This window comes from Kitasatospora sp. NPDC091257 (genome assembly GCF_044757675.1).
GTDB classification, from domain to species: Bacteria; Actinomycetota; Actinomycetes; order Streptomycetales; family Streptomycetaceae; genus Kitasatospora; species Kitasatospora lactacystinica.
In genome coordinates, this window is record NZ_JBIVVI010000100.1 from 1 (window position 1) to 12,990 (window position 12,990).

Sequence of the window (12,990 nt, forward strand, 5' to 3'; positions counted from 1 at the left end):
GTTCATCCGTGTGGTGAACCAGGCCGACAACACGGAGCTGGCCCGCTACGACCTCTCCGAGGACGCCTCCACCGAGACCGCGATGGTACGGCCCCCGGGGAACGGGCGTTCCCCGGGGGCGTACGGGCGGGGCGTCAGTGCCCGCGCGCGATCCACTCCGGCAGGGCCGGGGCCTCGGCGCCGATGGTGGTCGGGTCGCCGTGGCCGGTGCGCACCACGGTCTCGGCCGGGAGCGTCAGCAGCCGCTCGCGGATCGAGTCGACGATCGTCGGGAAGTGCGAGAACGACCGGCCGGTGGCTCCCGGCCCCCCGTGGAACAGGGTGTCGCCGGTGAAGACGGTGCCCAGCCCGGGCGCGTACAGGCAGACCGCGCCCGGCGCGTGCCCCGGGGTGTGCAGCACGGTCAGCTCGGTGCCGGCCACCTCGATCCGCCCGCCGTCGGCCAGTTCGCCGTCCGGCAGCCGCTCGGGGTGGGTGAGCTTCCACAGCGGAAGGTCGTCCGGGTGCAGCAGGATCGGCGCACCGGTGCGGTCGGCGAGCGCCGGGGCCGCGTCGATGTGGTCGTTGTGCGCGTGGGTGGAGACGATCGCCAGCAGCCGGCGCCCGCCGAGCGCGGCCTCGATGGCCTCGGCGTCGTGCGCGGCGTCGATCACCACCGCCTCCTCGTCGTTCCCGACGATCCAGACGTTGTTCTCCACCTCCCAGCTGCCGCCGTCGAGCTCGAAGGTCCCGGCGGTCACCAGCCGGTCGATGCGGGCCGAGGTCACAGGACCACCACCGAACGCAGGACGTCGCCCTGGTGCATGCGCTCGAAGGCCTGCTCCACGGCGTCGAGCCCGATGGTCTCGGTGACGAAGGCGCCGAGGTCCAGGCGGCCCTGGAGGTAGAGGTCGATCAGCATCGGGAAGTCCCGCGAGGGCAGGCAGTCGCCGTACCAGGAGGACTTCAGCGCGCCGCCGCGGCCGAAGACGTCGAGCAGCGGGAGCTCCAGCGTCATCTCCGGGGTCGGCACGCCGACCAGGACGACGGTGCCGGCCAGGTCCCGGGCGTAGAAGGCCTGCTTGTAGGTCTCCGGCCGGCCGACCGCCTCGACCACCACGTCCGCGCCGTTGCCGCCGGTCAGTTCGCGGATCGCCTCGACCGGGTCGGTGGTGCGGGAGTTGACGGTGTGGGTGGCGCCCAGCCCGCGGGCGGTCTCCAGCTTGCGGTCGTCGATGTCCACCGCGATGATCTTCGCCGCGCCCGCCAGCCGGGAGCCCATCACGGCCGCGCCGCCGACGCCGCCGCAGCCGATCACCGCGACCGAGTCGCCCCGGCCCACGTTGCCGGTGTTGATCGCGGCACCGAGGCCCGCCATCACGCCGCAGCCCAGCAGGCCCGCGACGGCCGGGTCGGCCGCCGGGTCCACCTTGGTGCACTGGCCGGCCGCGACCAGGGTCTTCTCGGCGAACGCGCCGATGCCCAGGGCCGGAGACAGCTCGGTGCCGTCCAGGAGCGTCATCCGCTGCTTCGCGTTGTGGGTGTTGAAGCAGTACTGCGAGCGGCCCCGCTTGCACGCGCGGCACTGGCCGCACACCGCACGCCAGTTGAGGACCACGAAGTCACCGGGCCCGACCTCGGTGACGCCCTCGCCGACCGACTCCACGATGCCCGCGGCCTCGTGGCCGAGCAGGAACGGGAACTCGTCGTTGATGCCGCCCTCCCGGTAGTGGAGGTCGGTGTGGCAGACGCCGCACGCCTGGATCCGGACCACCGCCTCGCCCGGGCCAGGGTCCGGCACCACGATCGTGGTCACCTCCACGGGCGCGCCCTTGGCGCGCGCGATGACTGCCTTGACCTGCTGGGGCATCCGATTCCACCTCCGTCTGCCGGTGCGGCTCTGCACCGGCGTGACCTGCGACAACACGACTGCAAGACGAACTGCCCACGAAGCGTATCGCCCGCCCGGCCGGTCACCGGCGGAGCGTCCCGGGCGATCCGACGTGACGTGGTGTGATACGGCTCACCGGACCTGCCGACGGCGTGTCCGACACCGCCGCGCCGGCTCACGGACCCTCCCCGCGGCATGTGCCGCCCGGGTATCCGCCGAGCGCCCGGGGACCGCCCGGCGCGGCCCTGTCGACAGGGGCGCACGGGCGTCGCCGAGCGCCTGTCAGCACGCCCCGAAGTGCCCGGAAAGCACCGGCGTTGGCTGGAAGTGCCGCAGACGGGCGCCCCGCCACCCACGTACGGTCGTAGCTGAGACGGTCCACGCGACCACGCTCAGCACACCCGCCCCACCCGTCGGCGCGCGACCGCGCACCGACCGCGCCGGGTGCGCACCGACCGTGCACCCGCGCACATTTCGCGCCACACCCCGTAGGAGCCCGACCGAACCCCGGCCCGTGTCGAGCCGCCAGCCGGCCGCATCACCCGTCCCCCGCACGATCCCCGGATTCACCCCCCGTCGGGTCGCGTCCCGCGGCCCACCGCCCTGGAGTCTGGAGTACGGATGTCCACCGAGAACAGTGCGACCAGCGCCGGCACCGCCCCGCTCCCCCCGCTGCACTGCATGCGCCAACTCGAACCCGGCCCGCCCCGCCTCGCCGCGCTGCCCACCGGCACGCCGGTCTGGCTGGTCAGCCGGCACGCCGACGTGCGCCAGGTGCTGACCGACCCGCGACTGGGCCGCGCCCCGCTCTACGCGCCGGACGCCCCGCCGATCACGGTCACGCCGAACATCCTCGACGACCCGCAGAGCATGCTGAACATCGACGGCACCGACCACCAGCGGCTGCGCCGCACCGTGCAGCGGGCCTTCACCCCGCGCGCGATCGAACGCTGGCGGCCCTGGGTGGCCTCGGTGGTCGAGTCGCTGATCGACGAGCTGATCGACCACGGCTCCCCCGCCGACATCATCGCCGGCTACTCCCGCCCGCTGCCCGTCGCCGTGATCAGCCGGCTGATGGGCCTGGACAACCTGGACAGCAAGCGGCTCGCGCACTGGAGCGACCACGCGCTCTCCACCACCGCCCACAGCGCCGAGGCGATCGTCACCGCGATGACCGAGTTCGCCGCCTTCGGCGCCGAGGTGATCGCCGAACGCCGGGCCGCCCCCGGCGAGGACCTGGTCAGCGGGCTGCTCGCGGCCGCCGCCGAGGACGGCTCGATCACCGAGGGCCAGCTGGTCGTCCTGGTCATCGGCCTGGTCGTGGCCGGCCACGAGACCACCATGACCAGCCTCGGCAACGCCCTGGTCTACCTGCTCCAGGACGGCCGCGACGCCTGGCGGCGGCTCTCCTCCGACGAGGCCAGCGCCGCCGCCGCGACCGAGCAGCTGCTGCGCGCCGTCCCGCTCGGCGACCGCCAGGAGCACATGCCCGGACTGATGCGCCGCACCGTCGAGGACGTCGAGATCGGCGGTGTGGTCATCCCGGCCGGCAGCGTGGTCGCCGCCGACGCGAACGCCGCCAACCACGACCCGGAGGCCTTCACCGGGGACCTGCGCACCGAGCTGTTCTCCCCGCTGGCCGCCCCCATGCTCACCTTCGGCGCCGGGCCGCACCACTGCCTGGGCGCCTGGCTGGCCCGGATGGAGCTGGAACTCGCCCTGCACCGGCTGGCCCGCCGGCTGCCCGCCCTGCGGCTGGCCGACCCGGTCGGCCGGATCGACTGGCGGCGCGGCCTGCTCACCCGCAGCCCGAACTCCCTGCGGGTGGAGTGGTGACGGGCCGTGCGGACACCGAGCCGGTGGTCGTCCGGGTCGACCGCGACCGCTGCATCGGCTCCGGGATGTGCGCCCTCAGCGCCCCCGACTCGCTGGTCCTCGGCTCCGACGGGCTGGCCGCACCGCTGGCCGAGTACGCGGACGGCGGCGCGGAGCCGACGGACGGGCTGACCGAGGCGGTGGACTTCTGCCCGGTCGAGGCGCTCAGCCTCCACTCGGCGCGCGGCGGCTACCGGATCGCCCCCGCCGAGTGAACGCGCCCGGTGGTGCCCGCCGCGACCGCGACGGGCACCACCGGCGGTTCCGAGGGCCCGGGCGCCGGCGTCGGCCGTCGCACCCCGGCCGGCTACCTCCGCCCGGCGACCGGGCCGCAGGCCAGCACGGCGCGCAGCTCGGCGGCCGGGTCGCCCTCGTGGTACGGGCGTTCGCTCGGCTCGATGTGGTCCAGGAACTCCTGGTAGCGCAGCGCGTAGGACAAGTGGTAGAGCGGCTCGGCGAGTTCGAGGGCCCGGCGCGGGTCCGAGCCGGGGGCGTGGCGCCGCCAGGCCTCCGCCCAGACCGCGGCGTGGTGCTGCCAGGCCTCCGGGCCGAGGTAGGCGCGGGGGCGCAGCCCGTCCAGGGCCGGATGGCCGAGGCAGGAGTCGGCGTAGTCGACGACCACCGTGCTCCCGCCGTCGGAACGCCAGTTGCCGGGGTGGAAGTCGCCGTGCAGCAGGGTCTCCGGCAGGCCGCAGGCGGCGAGTCGGTCCAGCAGCCCGGGCAGGTCGGCGGCGAAGCCGGCCAGGCGGTCCAGCTCCTCGGGCGTCAGGTCGGTCTCCTCCGCGAGCCGGTCCAGCAGGGCCGTCAGCTGGGCCGCCAGGGCGCGCGGGGTGCGGTCGCGCAGTGCGGCCAGGTCGTCCGGACGGCCGGCGAGCGCGGCCTGCGCGGCGACGAGCCGGGGGACGACGTCGGCGACGGTCCCGGCGGAGGGGTTCCAGCAGTCCTCGCCGGGGACGTGGTCGAGCAGCAGCCGCCCACCGGAGGGGTCGGCGGCGAGGACGGTCGGGACGAGCGTGCGGTCGACGCCGCCGAGCAGCGCGATGACCTCGCCCTCGTGGGCGTTGAACGCCGGCGTCGTGGTCTTCAGCCAGGCGTCCACTCCGGTCGCGGTGGGGAGGCGGAAGAGGCCGGAGAGGTTCCAGGTCCGGATCTGCCGGGCGGGCCCGGCCGCCGGGCGACCGACGGCGGCGAGTTCCGCCTCCGCCCAGTCCAGCGCCGACCGCAGCCCTTCCGGCGTGGCCCAGGCGGCGCGGCGCTCGGCGGGGCCGAGCAGCGCGGCCGTCCCGGCTTCCGGGGGCCGGGAGTCGAGCGCCCTCGGCCGCTCGCTCGCCTCGGCGTGGTAGCGCACCCGCCCGCCGTGGCCCGGCTCCTCGCTCCGCCCGTCGACCAGCCGCGCCACCAGCACCGGCACCCCGGCCGACGCCGCCGCCCGCGCGACCACCTCGTCCACGGAGGACCACCAGCCGAGCTCCACCTCGAAGGGCCCCAGCTGCCCGAAGTACTCGTCGCCGTAGGTGAGATCGACCGTCACGGTCCGGTTGCTCGCTCGCTGCATCGGAGCAGCTTCGCCCACCGGGGCGGGCCCGTGCCAACGGTTTTCCGCCCGCACCGGCCGGAACACCGCCGCCCGCACCGGCCGGAGCACCGCCGCCCGGGCCCGTTCGCGTGCCGCCGCCCGGGCCTGCTCCCGGTCGGACACGAGGGACTTCGCCCGGCGACGGCCCTCTCCGCACGGGATACGGCGGCCCACCGGCCGTTGCGGGGCTAACCTGGGCCGGTGACACGGCGATCCAGCACGGTGGTGCTGATGTGCGGTCTGCCCGGAGCGGGCAAGACCACGTTTGCGATGGGCCTCGTCCAGCAGGGCTACGCGCGGCTGTCGATCGACGAGGGAGTGTGGGAGCGGCTCGGGCGGTGCGACGCCGGGCTGGTCCTGCCGCAGGAGGAGTTCGACCGGCTCAAGGACGAGATCCGGCGTGAACAGCTGGTGGAGCTGGTCGAGTTGATGCGCGACGGGCGCGACGTGGTGGTGGACTACACCTTCCGCAGCCGCGCCGCCCGGGACACCTACAAGGCGCTGGTGGAAAGGCACGGCTGCCGCTGGGAGCTGGTCCACCTCAAGGCCGACCGGGCGACGCTGGAGCGCCGCCTGGCGGTCCGCAACGAACAGCGCGGCGCCAACTCCGTCACCGTGAGCGCGGAACTGTTCGACCGCTACTTCATCGGCTTCGAGGAGCCCCGGGGCGAGGGCGAGCAGGTCCTGCTCCAGCCCCCGCCGTCCTGAGGCCCGGAATCGCTAGCCGATCGCCACGGCCGTGCCGGAGACCCGTACCCGGGTGTCCTCCGCCCGCAGCTCGACCCGCAGGACGCCCGGGCGGCCCAGGTCCTCGCCCTGGTGGAGCGTCAGCACCGCCGGGGCCGTCACCGCGCCGAGCTCCCGCAGGTACGCGCCGAAGGCGGCAGCGGCGGCGCCGGTGGCCGGGTCCTCGACCACGCCGCCGACCGGGAACGGGGCGCGGACGTGGAAGACCTCGGGGGCCTCCCGCCAGGCGAGCTGCAGGGTGACCAGGTCGCGGGCGCGCATGTACGCGGCGAGGCCGTCGAAGTCGTAGTCGAGCCGGGCCAGCCGCTCGCGGGTGGCGACCGGCAGGACGAGGTGCCGGGCGCCCGCGTAGGCGACGCGGGGCGGCAGGACCGGGTCGAGGTCGTCGGCGGACCAGCCGAGCAGGGCGAGCGCCTGCGCCACGTCGGCCGCCGGCACCTCCTCGACCTTCGGCTCGACACTGGTGAGGGTGGCGCGCAGCAGCCCGTCGGCCCCGCGCTCGACCTCGACCGGGACGTCCCCGGCCGCGGTCGCGAAGACGTACCGTCCGGGGCCGGTGTGCTCGGCGAGGGCGACGGCGGAGCCGACCGTCGCGTGCCCGCAGAACGGCACCTCGGCGAGCGGGCTGAAGTACCGCACCCGGTAGGTGCCTTCGGCCGGGCCGGCGGTCAGGAAGGCGGTCTCGGAGTACCCGACCTCGGCGGCGACGGCGAGCATCCGCTCGTCGGTCAGTCCGGTGGCGTCGAGCACCACGCCGGCCGGGTTGCCGCCCTCGGGGCGGGTGGCGAAGGCGGCGTAGCGGAGAATCTCGGGAGTGGCGTCGTCGATCATGACCGGACGAACGCGCCGGGTGCGCGGACTGTTCCCGCCCACCGCGGCGCTTCCTCGTTCCGCGGCTGCTCCTCCCACCTCGGCGCCTCCTCCCCCCTCGGCGCCTCCGCTCACCGCAGCACCGCCTCCAGGAAGTCCGAGCCGAGCCGGGCGCTGCCCGCCAGGTCCAGCTCGTAGAGCATGTACCGCCCGCGCCGCCTGGTGGTGAGCAGCCCGGCCCTGCGCAGGACCGCCAGGTGCCGGGACACCTCGGGCGCGCTGAGCTGCCAGGCCGAGGCCAGTTCGCCGGTGGTGTGCGGGCCGCGGGCCATGGTGCGGGCGAGGCGCAGCCGCACGGGGTGGGCGAGCGCCTCCAGGCGCTGCTGGACGAGGGCGAGCGAGACGGGCTCGGGCAGGCCCGCCTCGGCGACGGGGTACTGGAGGACGGGCCGCCGGCCGCGCGCGTGCACCACCAGGAGGTGCGGGCGCCCGAAGGCGGTGGGGATGAAGGTGACGCCCCCGGCGTCGGTGCCGCTGGTGGTGTTGTCCTGGAGCTTGTCGATGACGATCCGGCGCCGCCCGTCCCCGCCCTGGTCGAGGGAGACGGAGGGCGAGACGTCGGCGAGCGCCTCGGCGAGGCCGCGGCGGGCGAGCAGGTCGGCCTTGCGCCGGGCGTCGGCGGCGAGGTCGGGCAGGACGCGCTGCCAGGCGTCGGCGAAGAACGCGGACCGGCAGTCCTCCAGCAACCGCCGCACCAGGCCCCGGACGGCCGGCGGGTCGGCGAGCAGCCGGTCGGCGAAGGCGGCCTGCCGGGGGCCGCGGGCGAGGGCGAGCTCCCGGGCCCGCTCGTTGGCCTCCGGGTCGGTGAGCGGGGAGCCCATCCGCCGGGTGAGCCGGGAGGAGCCGCAGGTGGTGATGAGGGCGGCGGCGACGTACAGCTCGTCGTCGATCCGGTCGACGGCGTCGAGCTCCTCGGCGAGGGTGGCGCCGGGCAGGCCGGGCACGAGGAAGTCGGCGCGCGAGGAGCGCCAGAGGAAGTCGGCCTCCAGCAGCCGCTCGGACAGCTCGGGCGGGATCACGGTGGCGGTGCAGCCGGCCCAGCCCTGCAGCGCGGGGTGGTGCGCGGGCTCGGCGAGCACGTGCAGCATGGCGTTCAGCTCGCCGAGCGGGGAGGGCGTGAAGAGCAGGCGCTCGTCGGGCAGGCCCGTGATGTCGATGGTCACACTCACACCGGGGATCCTGCCACCCGCCGTCGACCGGGCTCCCGCGGATTGACGGGAAGCGTCAATCCGCGTGCCCCGCGGTCCGACCCGGGCGGACGGTACCGGCCATGAGCCTGATCCGGGAGAAGTCCGTCCACGACCACGCCGCCGACCGCCGCGGCGGGCCGCCCGCCCCGCCGGCCGGCCCGGGCCGCCGGAGCCCGTCCGCGCTGCTGGGCCTGCTGACCGCGGCCGGCGGGCCCCGGTACGCCGTCGCGCTGGCGGTGGACGCGGTGGGCGGCGGCCTGCTGCGGCCGTTCCTGCTGCTGTACGGCGTCGGCATGCTGCACCTGGGCGCGGGTGCGGCCGGGCTGGCGCTCTCGGCCGGGATGGTGGCGGGCCTGCTGGTGGTGCCGCTGACCGGCCGGTGGATCGACCGCGGCGCCCGGACGCTGCCCGCCGCCGCCACCCTGCTGCTGCGGGCGGCGGGCGCGCTGACGCTGCTGCTCGCGGACGGCCTGCCGGGGTTCACGGCGGCGGCGGTGCTGTTCGGGGTGGGCAGCCAGTCCTGGCCGACGACCCACGCGGCGGTGGTGAGCACCCTGACCGAGGGCCGGCTGCGGGACGCCGCGCTGGCCGCCGGGCGGTCGCTGCGCAACGCCGGGCTGGGTGCGGGCGCGCTGCTGGCCACGCTGGCGGTGAGCGGCGGGGCGGGCGCGATCCGGCTGCTGGCCGGGGTGACGGGCGCGGCCTGCCTGGGCGCGGCCGTCCTGGTGGGCTCGCTGCGGGTGCGGGCTCCGCGCCAGGACCGGCCGGCGGACGCGCCGGAGCGGGCGGAGCCGCTGCGCCGGATCACCCTGCTGAGTGTCGCCAACCTGCCGTACGCGTTCTGCTTCGACGTGCTGGAGGTGGCGCTGCCCGCGCTGCTGGTGCTGCGGCTGCACGCCTCGCCGGCCTGGTCCTCGGGCGTCTTCGTCGGCAACACGGTGCTGGTGATCGCCCTGCAGCTGGCGCTGGTGCTGCGGCTGGCGGACCGTCCGCGGCACGTCGTGCTCGCCGCCTCGGGGGCGCTGCTGGCGGTGTCGTACCTGGGCTTCTGGGCGGTCGGTTCGCTGGGCGGCGTGCCGGGGTCGGTGGGCATCGCGGCGGTCTCGGTGCTGTACACGCTGGGCGAGATCCTCTACACCGGCTCGGGCACGGCGCTGGTGGCGTCCGTCGCCCCGCCGCACCTGCTGGGGCGGGCGCTGGCGCGCTGGGAGCTGTCGGCGGGGGTGGGCCGGGCGGCGGCCCCGGCCGTGCTGACGGCGCTGCTGGCGGGCGGTTCCGGGGAGCTGTGGGTGCCGCTGGCCGCGGCCACCGCGCTGGGGGCGCTGGCGGTGCTGCGGCTGGGTCCGGCCCACTGACCGGTGGGAGCGCCGGAGGAGGACCGGAGGAGCGCCGCGCCGACGGGCCGGCGCGGCGGGAACGCCCCGGTGGGATGATCGGCTGCATGGCCCTGACCCCGCACCAGCAGCACCTCCGCGACCGGATCATGGCCGCCGGGGTGACCGCCCCGCCGGAGCCGTGGCGGCCGGTCGGCCGGTCGGCCGGGGGCTGATCGCGGTCGGCGGGCTGATCGGCATCGGCTTCGCCGTCCACCCCGAGAGCGGGCACGACCTGGTGCTGACGGTCTCGCACGGCGGCCACGGCCTGTTCGACGCGGTGACCGGCCTCAAGCTGGCCCGCGACCACGAGCCCGCCGAGGACCCGGACGGCCTGGACCTCTCCTGCCCCGGCCTCGGCCAGGTCGCGGACGTGCGCATCCCGGTGGCGGGGACGTGGGGCGGCGGGCTCCACACGGCCGCCGAGGGCGGCTGGCACATCGAGGTGGTCGCCCCGGAGTGGCCGCACCACCGGGTGCTGCTCGCCAGCGGCCGCGGGCCGTGGCAGGGCGAGCACGGCGAGAGCTGGTGGCTGGTCCTCGACTCCGACCGGTCCGCCTTCCGCGCGGCCGGCTTCTCCCCGACCGGCCGGACCCTCGCGGTGGCCACCAGCAGCGACCTCACGCTCTGGAGCCGCCAGTAGGTGTTCCGGCTCCGGATGCGGACGGGCCGCGGACCGCCGATGCTGACGGCGAGGCGTGCCCGGCCCGAGGAAGGACACCGAACGTGAGCGAACGCAGTGAGCGGACCATCGAGCGCTGCGCGTTGCGCGAAGCGCCCGCCGAGCGGAGCGGGGTGGGCGCATGAGCGCACTCGACTTCGAGATCGTCGACACCCCCGACAGCTCGCTCAACAAGACCTCCGTCCTGGTCACCGGCCCGGACGACGCCCTGCTGGTGGACGCCGGGTTCACCCGTTCGGACGGGCGCCGCCTGGTGGAACGGATCGGGGCGAGCGGCAAGCGGCTGACCACCGTCTTCGTCAGCCACGGCGACCCGGACTTCTACTTCGGCGCCCAGGAGGTCCAGGACGCCTTCCCGCAGGCCCGCTTCCTGGCCACCGCCTCCACCGTCGAACACATCCAGGAGACGTACGAGGCCAAGCTGCGCGCCTGGGCGCACCTGGGCCCGGAGCTGCCCACCCGGCTGGTGCGGCCCGAGGTGCTGCACGGGGACGAGCTGGTCTTCGAGGGCCACCGCTTCGAGCTGCGCGGCGCCGACTTCCACCTGCCGGACCGGCACTACCTCTGGCAGCACCACCACCGCGCCGTGCTGGGCGGGGTGCTGCTCTTCGAGGGCCTGCACGTGTGGACGGCGGACACCCCGACCTCCGCCCAACGGGCCGCCTGGATCGACCTGCTGGACGGCATCGAGGCGCTCCACCCGACCTGGGTGGCGGCCGGCCACCGGGTCGCCGGCGCGCCCACCGACCTGAACGCCGTCGACCACACCCGCGCCTACCTGCGCGCCTTCGAGACCGAGATCGGCCGGGCCCCGGACGCGGCCTCCGCCAAGGAGTCGCTGGAGCGGCGCTTCCCGAAGCTGGGGCTGCGGATCGCGGTGGACATCGGCACCAAGGTCGCCATGGGCGAGATGGCCTGGGGGTGAGCGGACGATGATCGAGATCCCCCGGGACGTCTCCTCCTTCGCCGAGTCGTCCGCCCCCGCCGACGTGGTGCGCCGCCAGTACCTGGCGTCCGCCCGGGGCGACCTGGCCGCGCTGCGCGCCACCCTGGCCGACGACGTGGAGTGGACCGAGATGGCCGGCTTCCCGCTGGCCGGCACCTACCGCACCCCGAAGGGCGTCACCGCCCATGTGATGGAGCGGCTGGCCGCCGAGTGGGACGACTGGACGGCCCACGACGACACCTACGTGGTGGACGGCGAGACCGTGGTGGTGCTGGGCCGCTACACGGCGGTCCACAAGACCACCGGAAAACCGCTCGCGGTCCGGATCGCCCACCGCTTCACCGTGCGCGGCGGCCGGATCGTGCGCTTCGAGCAGTTCACCGACACCGCACTGGTCAGGGAGGCGATGACCGGCTGAGGCCCACCCGGGGGTCCCATTCACTCGTACGGGCGAGCGCGGCGCGGCGCGCCAGGCGCGGTCTCGACAGACCACCCGCACGGCGGCAGGCTGACCCCGATCACGGCCGGAGAACGAGGAGTCGCACATGGCGGGCACGGACACCGGGACCACCGGAGCGGACGGCGGGCGGCAGCGCCCGGTCGTCATCGTCGGGGCGTCCCTGGGCGGCGCGAAGGCGGCCGAGGCGCTGCGCGAGGCCGGGTACCGGGGCGGCATCGTCCTGATCGGCGACGAGCACGAGCGCCCGTACGAGCGGCCGCCGCTGTCCAAGGGCTACCTGCTGGGGAAGACGCCCCGGGAGAAGATCTACGTCCACCCGCCGCAGTGGTACGCGGAGCACGACGTCACGCTGCGCCTGGGCACGGCGGTGGTCTCGATCGACCCGGCCGGGCACACCGTGACACTCGCCGACGACGGCCGGGTGGAGTACGCCAAGCTGCTGCTGACCACCGGCTCGGTGCCGCGCCGGCTGCCGGTGCCCGGCGCGGACCAGGACGGGGTGCTCTACCTTCGCCGGGTCGAGGACAGCGACCGGATCAAGGCGGCGCTGCGGCCGGGGGCCCGGATCGCGGTGATCGGCGCGGGCTGGATCGGGCTGGAGGTGGCGGCCGCGGCCCGGGAGGCGGGCGCCGAGGTGACGGTGCTGGAGGCGCTCGAACTGCCGCTGCTGCGGGTGCTCGGCCGGGAGGTCGCCCAGGTCTTCGCCGACCTGCACCGGGAGCACGGCGTGGACCTGCGCCTCGGCGTCAAGGTGGCCGAACTGACCGGCGAGGGCGGCACGGTGAACGGCGTGCGGCTCGCGGACGGCACGACGGTGGCCGCCGACGCGGTGGTGGTCGGCATCGGCATCTCCCCCGCCACCGGCCTCGCCGAGGCGGCCGGGCTGGAGGTCGACAACGGCGTCAGGACCGACCGGCACCTGCGCACCTCCGACCCGGACGTCTACGCGGCCGGCGACGTCGCCAACGCCTACCACCCGCTGTTCGAGCGGCACATCCGGGTCGAGCACTGGGCCAACGCGCTCAACCAGCCGCAGACCGCCGCCCGTGCCCTGATCGGGCAGGAGGACGCCGTCTACGACCGCGTTCCCTACTTCTTCACGGACCAGTACGACCTCGGCGCCGAGTACGTCGGCTACGTCGAGCCGGACGGCTACGACCGGGTGGTGTTCCGCGGGGACCCGGCCACCCGCGAGTTCATCGCGTTCTGGCTGTCCGGCGGCCGGGTGCTCGCGGGGATGAACGTCAACGTCTGGGACGTCACCGACCCGATCCGCGAACTGGTGCGCTCGGGACGGGTGGTGGACACCAAGGCGCTGGCCGACCCGAACGTGCCGCTCGGGGACGTGTGACCGACCGGCCGGTGATCACCCCACCGGGACGCCGGGGTTGACCAGGCCCC

13 protein-coding genes and 1 pseudogene are annotated in these 12,990 nt (G+C 75.5%); 9 read left to right on the top strand and 5 right to left on the bottom strand.

Annotated features, from left to right (window positions below; genetic code table 11):
• Nucleotides 1–88, top strand: a pseudogene (locus ACIQOV_RS07200) (TerD family protein); the annotation flags it as partial.
• A 46-nt stretch (nt 89–134) separates the two neighbouring features.
• On the opposite strand, the gene ACIQOV_RS07205 reads toward ACIQOV_RS07200, so the two are convergent.
• Together ACIQOV_RS07205 and ACIQOV_RS07210 are read right to left on the bottom strand one after the other, a co-directional pair.
• Nucleotides 135–767: an MBL fold metallo-hydrolase gene (locus tag ACIQOV_RS07205; RefSeq protein WP_401045877.1), complete on the bottom strand. Its 633-nt coding sequence runs from the start codon at nt 765–767 to the stop codon at nt 135–137.
• Complete coding sequence (locus tag ACIQOV_RS07210) at nt 764–1,849, bottom strand: S-(hydroxymethyl)mycothiol dehydrogenase (RefSeq protein ID WP_401045879.1); 1,086 nt, start codon at nt 1,847–1,849, stop codon at nt 764–766. Before ACIQOV_RS07210 ends, ACIQOV_RS07205 begins: the two co-directional genes overlap by 4 nt.
• Nucleotides 1,850–2,491: 642 nt before the next feature.
• On the opposite strand from ACIQOV_RS07210, the gene ACIQOV_RS07215 reads away from it, so the two are divergent.
• Both ACIQOV_RS07215 and ACIQOV_RS07220 read left to right on the top strand, forming a co-directional pair.
• Nucleotides 2,492–3,706: a cytochrome P450 gene (locus ACIQOV_RS07215; RefSeq protein WP_401045881.1), complete on the top strand. Its 1,215-nt coding sequence runs from the start codon at nt 2,492–2,494 to the stop codon at nt 3,704–3,706.
• Nucleotides 3,703–3,960, top strand: a complete 258-nt coding sequence (locus tag ACIQOV_RS07220; RefSeq protein WP_359900334.1) for a ferredoxin — start codon at nt 3,703–3,705, stop codon at nt 3,958–3,960. The genes ACIQOV_RS07215 and ACIQOV_RS07220 overlap by 4 nt, the downstream gene beginning before the upstream one ends.
• Before the next feature lie 92 nt (nt 3,961–4,052).
• On the opposite strand, the gene ACIQOV_RS07225 is transcribed toward ACIQOV_RS07220, so the two are convergent.
• The gene (locus ACIQOV_RS07225; protein WP_401045885.1) at nt 4,053–5,300 is read right to left on the bottom strand and encodes an aminoglycoside phosphotransferase family protein; all 1,248 of its coding nucleotides are present in this window, start codon (nt 5,298–5,300) and stop codon (nt 4,053–4,055) included.
• Nucleotides 5,301–5,522: 222 nt separating this feature from the next.
• Here ACIQOV_RS07225 and ACIQOV_RS07230 point away from each other — a divergent pair, with 222 nt between their 5' ends.
• A complete protein-coding gene (locus ACIQOV_RS07230) occupies nt 5,523–6,029 on the top strand; it encodes an AAA family ATPase (protein ID WP_401045887.1) in 507 nt (168 codons plus the stop codon).
• A gap of 12 nt (nt 6,030–6,041) precedes the next feature.
• On the opposite strand, the gene ACIQOV_RS07235 is transcribed toward ACIQOV_RS07230, so the two are convergent.
• Nucleotides 6,042–6,899 carry a PhzF family phenazine biosynthesis protein gene (locus ACIQOV_RS07235; RefSeq protein ID WP_401045890.1) on the bottom strand — a complete coding sequence of 286 codons (858 nt, stop codon included), beginning with the start codon at nt 6,897–6,899 and terminating at the stop codon, nt 6,042–6,044.
• Between the two features lie 110 nt (nt 6,900–7,009).
• Complete coding sequence (locus ACIQOV_RS07240; RefSeq protein WP_401045892.1) at nt 7,010–8,107, bottom strand: DUF5937 family protein; 1,098 nt, start codon at nt 8,105–8,107, stop codon at nt 7,010–7,012.
• Nucleotides 8,108–8,208: 101 nt separating this feature from the next.
• On the opposite strand from ACIQOV_RS07240, the gene ACIQOV_RS07245 reads away from it, so the two are divergent.
• The 5 genes from ACIQOV_RS07245 (at nt 8,209) to ACIQOV_RS07265 (ending at nt 12,940) form a co-directional block, all read left to right on the top strand.
• Complete coding sequence (locus ACIQOV_RS07245; RefSeq protein WP_401045893.1) at nt 8,209–9,483, top strand: MFS transporter; 1,275 nt, start codon at nt 8,209–8,211, stop codon at nt 9,481–9,483.
• Nucleotides 9,484–9,643: 160 nt separating this feature from the next.
• Nucleotides 9,644–10,144, top strand: coding sequence for a hypothetical protein (locus tag ACIQOV_RS07250; protein WP_401045896.1), 501 nt, complete (start codon nt 9,644–9,646; stop codon nt 10,142–10,144).
• Nucleotides 10,145–10,304: 160 nt separating this feature from the next.
• On the top strand, nt 10,305–11,108 hold the full coding sequence (locus ACIQOV_RS07255) for an MBL fold metallo-hydrolase (RefSeq protein ID WP_380351134.1): 804 nt from the start codon (nt 10,305–10,307) through the stop codon (nt 11,106–11,108).
• Nucleotides 11,109–11,115: 7 nt separating this feature from the next.
• Nucleotides 11,116–11,547, top strand: a complete 432-nt coding sequence (locus ACIQOV_RS07260) for a nuclear transport factor 2 family protein (RefSeq protein WP_387693549.1) — start codon at nt 11,116–11,118, stop codon at nt 11,545–11,547.
• 127 nt (nt 11,548–11,674) lie between these two features.
• On the top strand, nt 11,675–12,940 hold the full coding sequence (locus ACIQOV_RS07265; protein ID WP_401045899.1) for an NAD(P)/FAD-dependent oxidoreductase: 1,266 nt from the start codon (nt 11,675–11,677) through the stop codon (nt 12,938–12,940).
• Nucleotides 12,941–12,990 lie beyond the last annotated feature (50 nt).

Excerpts from the sequence above, each read along its gene's own strand:
- ACIQOV_RS07210 (WP_401045879.1), bottom strand. The coding sequence starts at position 1,849 with ATGCCCCAGCAGGTCAAGGCAGTCATCGCGCGCGCCAAGGGCGCGCCC.
- ACIQOV_RS07215 (WP_401045881.1), top strand. The coding sequence starts at position 2,492 with ATGTCCACCGAGAACAGTGCGACCAGCGCCGGCACCGCCCCGCTCCCC.
- ACIQOV_RS07225 (WP_401045885.1), bottom strand. The coding sequence starts at position 5,300 with ATGCAGCGAGCGAGCAACCGGACCGTGACGGTCGATCTCACCTACGGC.
- ACIQOV_RS07235 (WP_401045890.1), bottom strand. The coding sequence starts at position 6,899 with ATGATCGACGACGCCACTCCCGAGATTCTCCGCTACGCCGCCTTCGCC.
- ACIQOV_RS07245 (WP_401045893.1), top strand. The coding sequence starts at position 8,209 with ATGAGCCTGATCCGGGAGAAGTCCGTCCACGACCACGCCGCCGACCGC.
- ACIQOV_RS07255 (WP_380351134.1), top strand. The coding sequence starts at position 10,305 with ATGAGCGCACTCGACTTCGAGATCGTCGACACCCCCGACAGCTCGCTC.
- ACIQOV_RS07260 (WP_387693549.1), top strand. The coding sequence starts at position 11,116 with ATGATCGAGATCCCCCGGGACGTCTCCTCCTTCGCCGAGTCGTCCGCC.
- ACIQOV_RS07265 (WP_401045899.1), top strand. The coding sequence starts at position 11,675 with ATGGCGGGCACGGACACCGGGACCACCGGAGCGGACGGCGGGCGGCAG.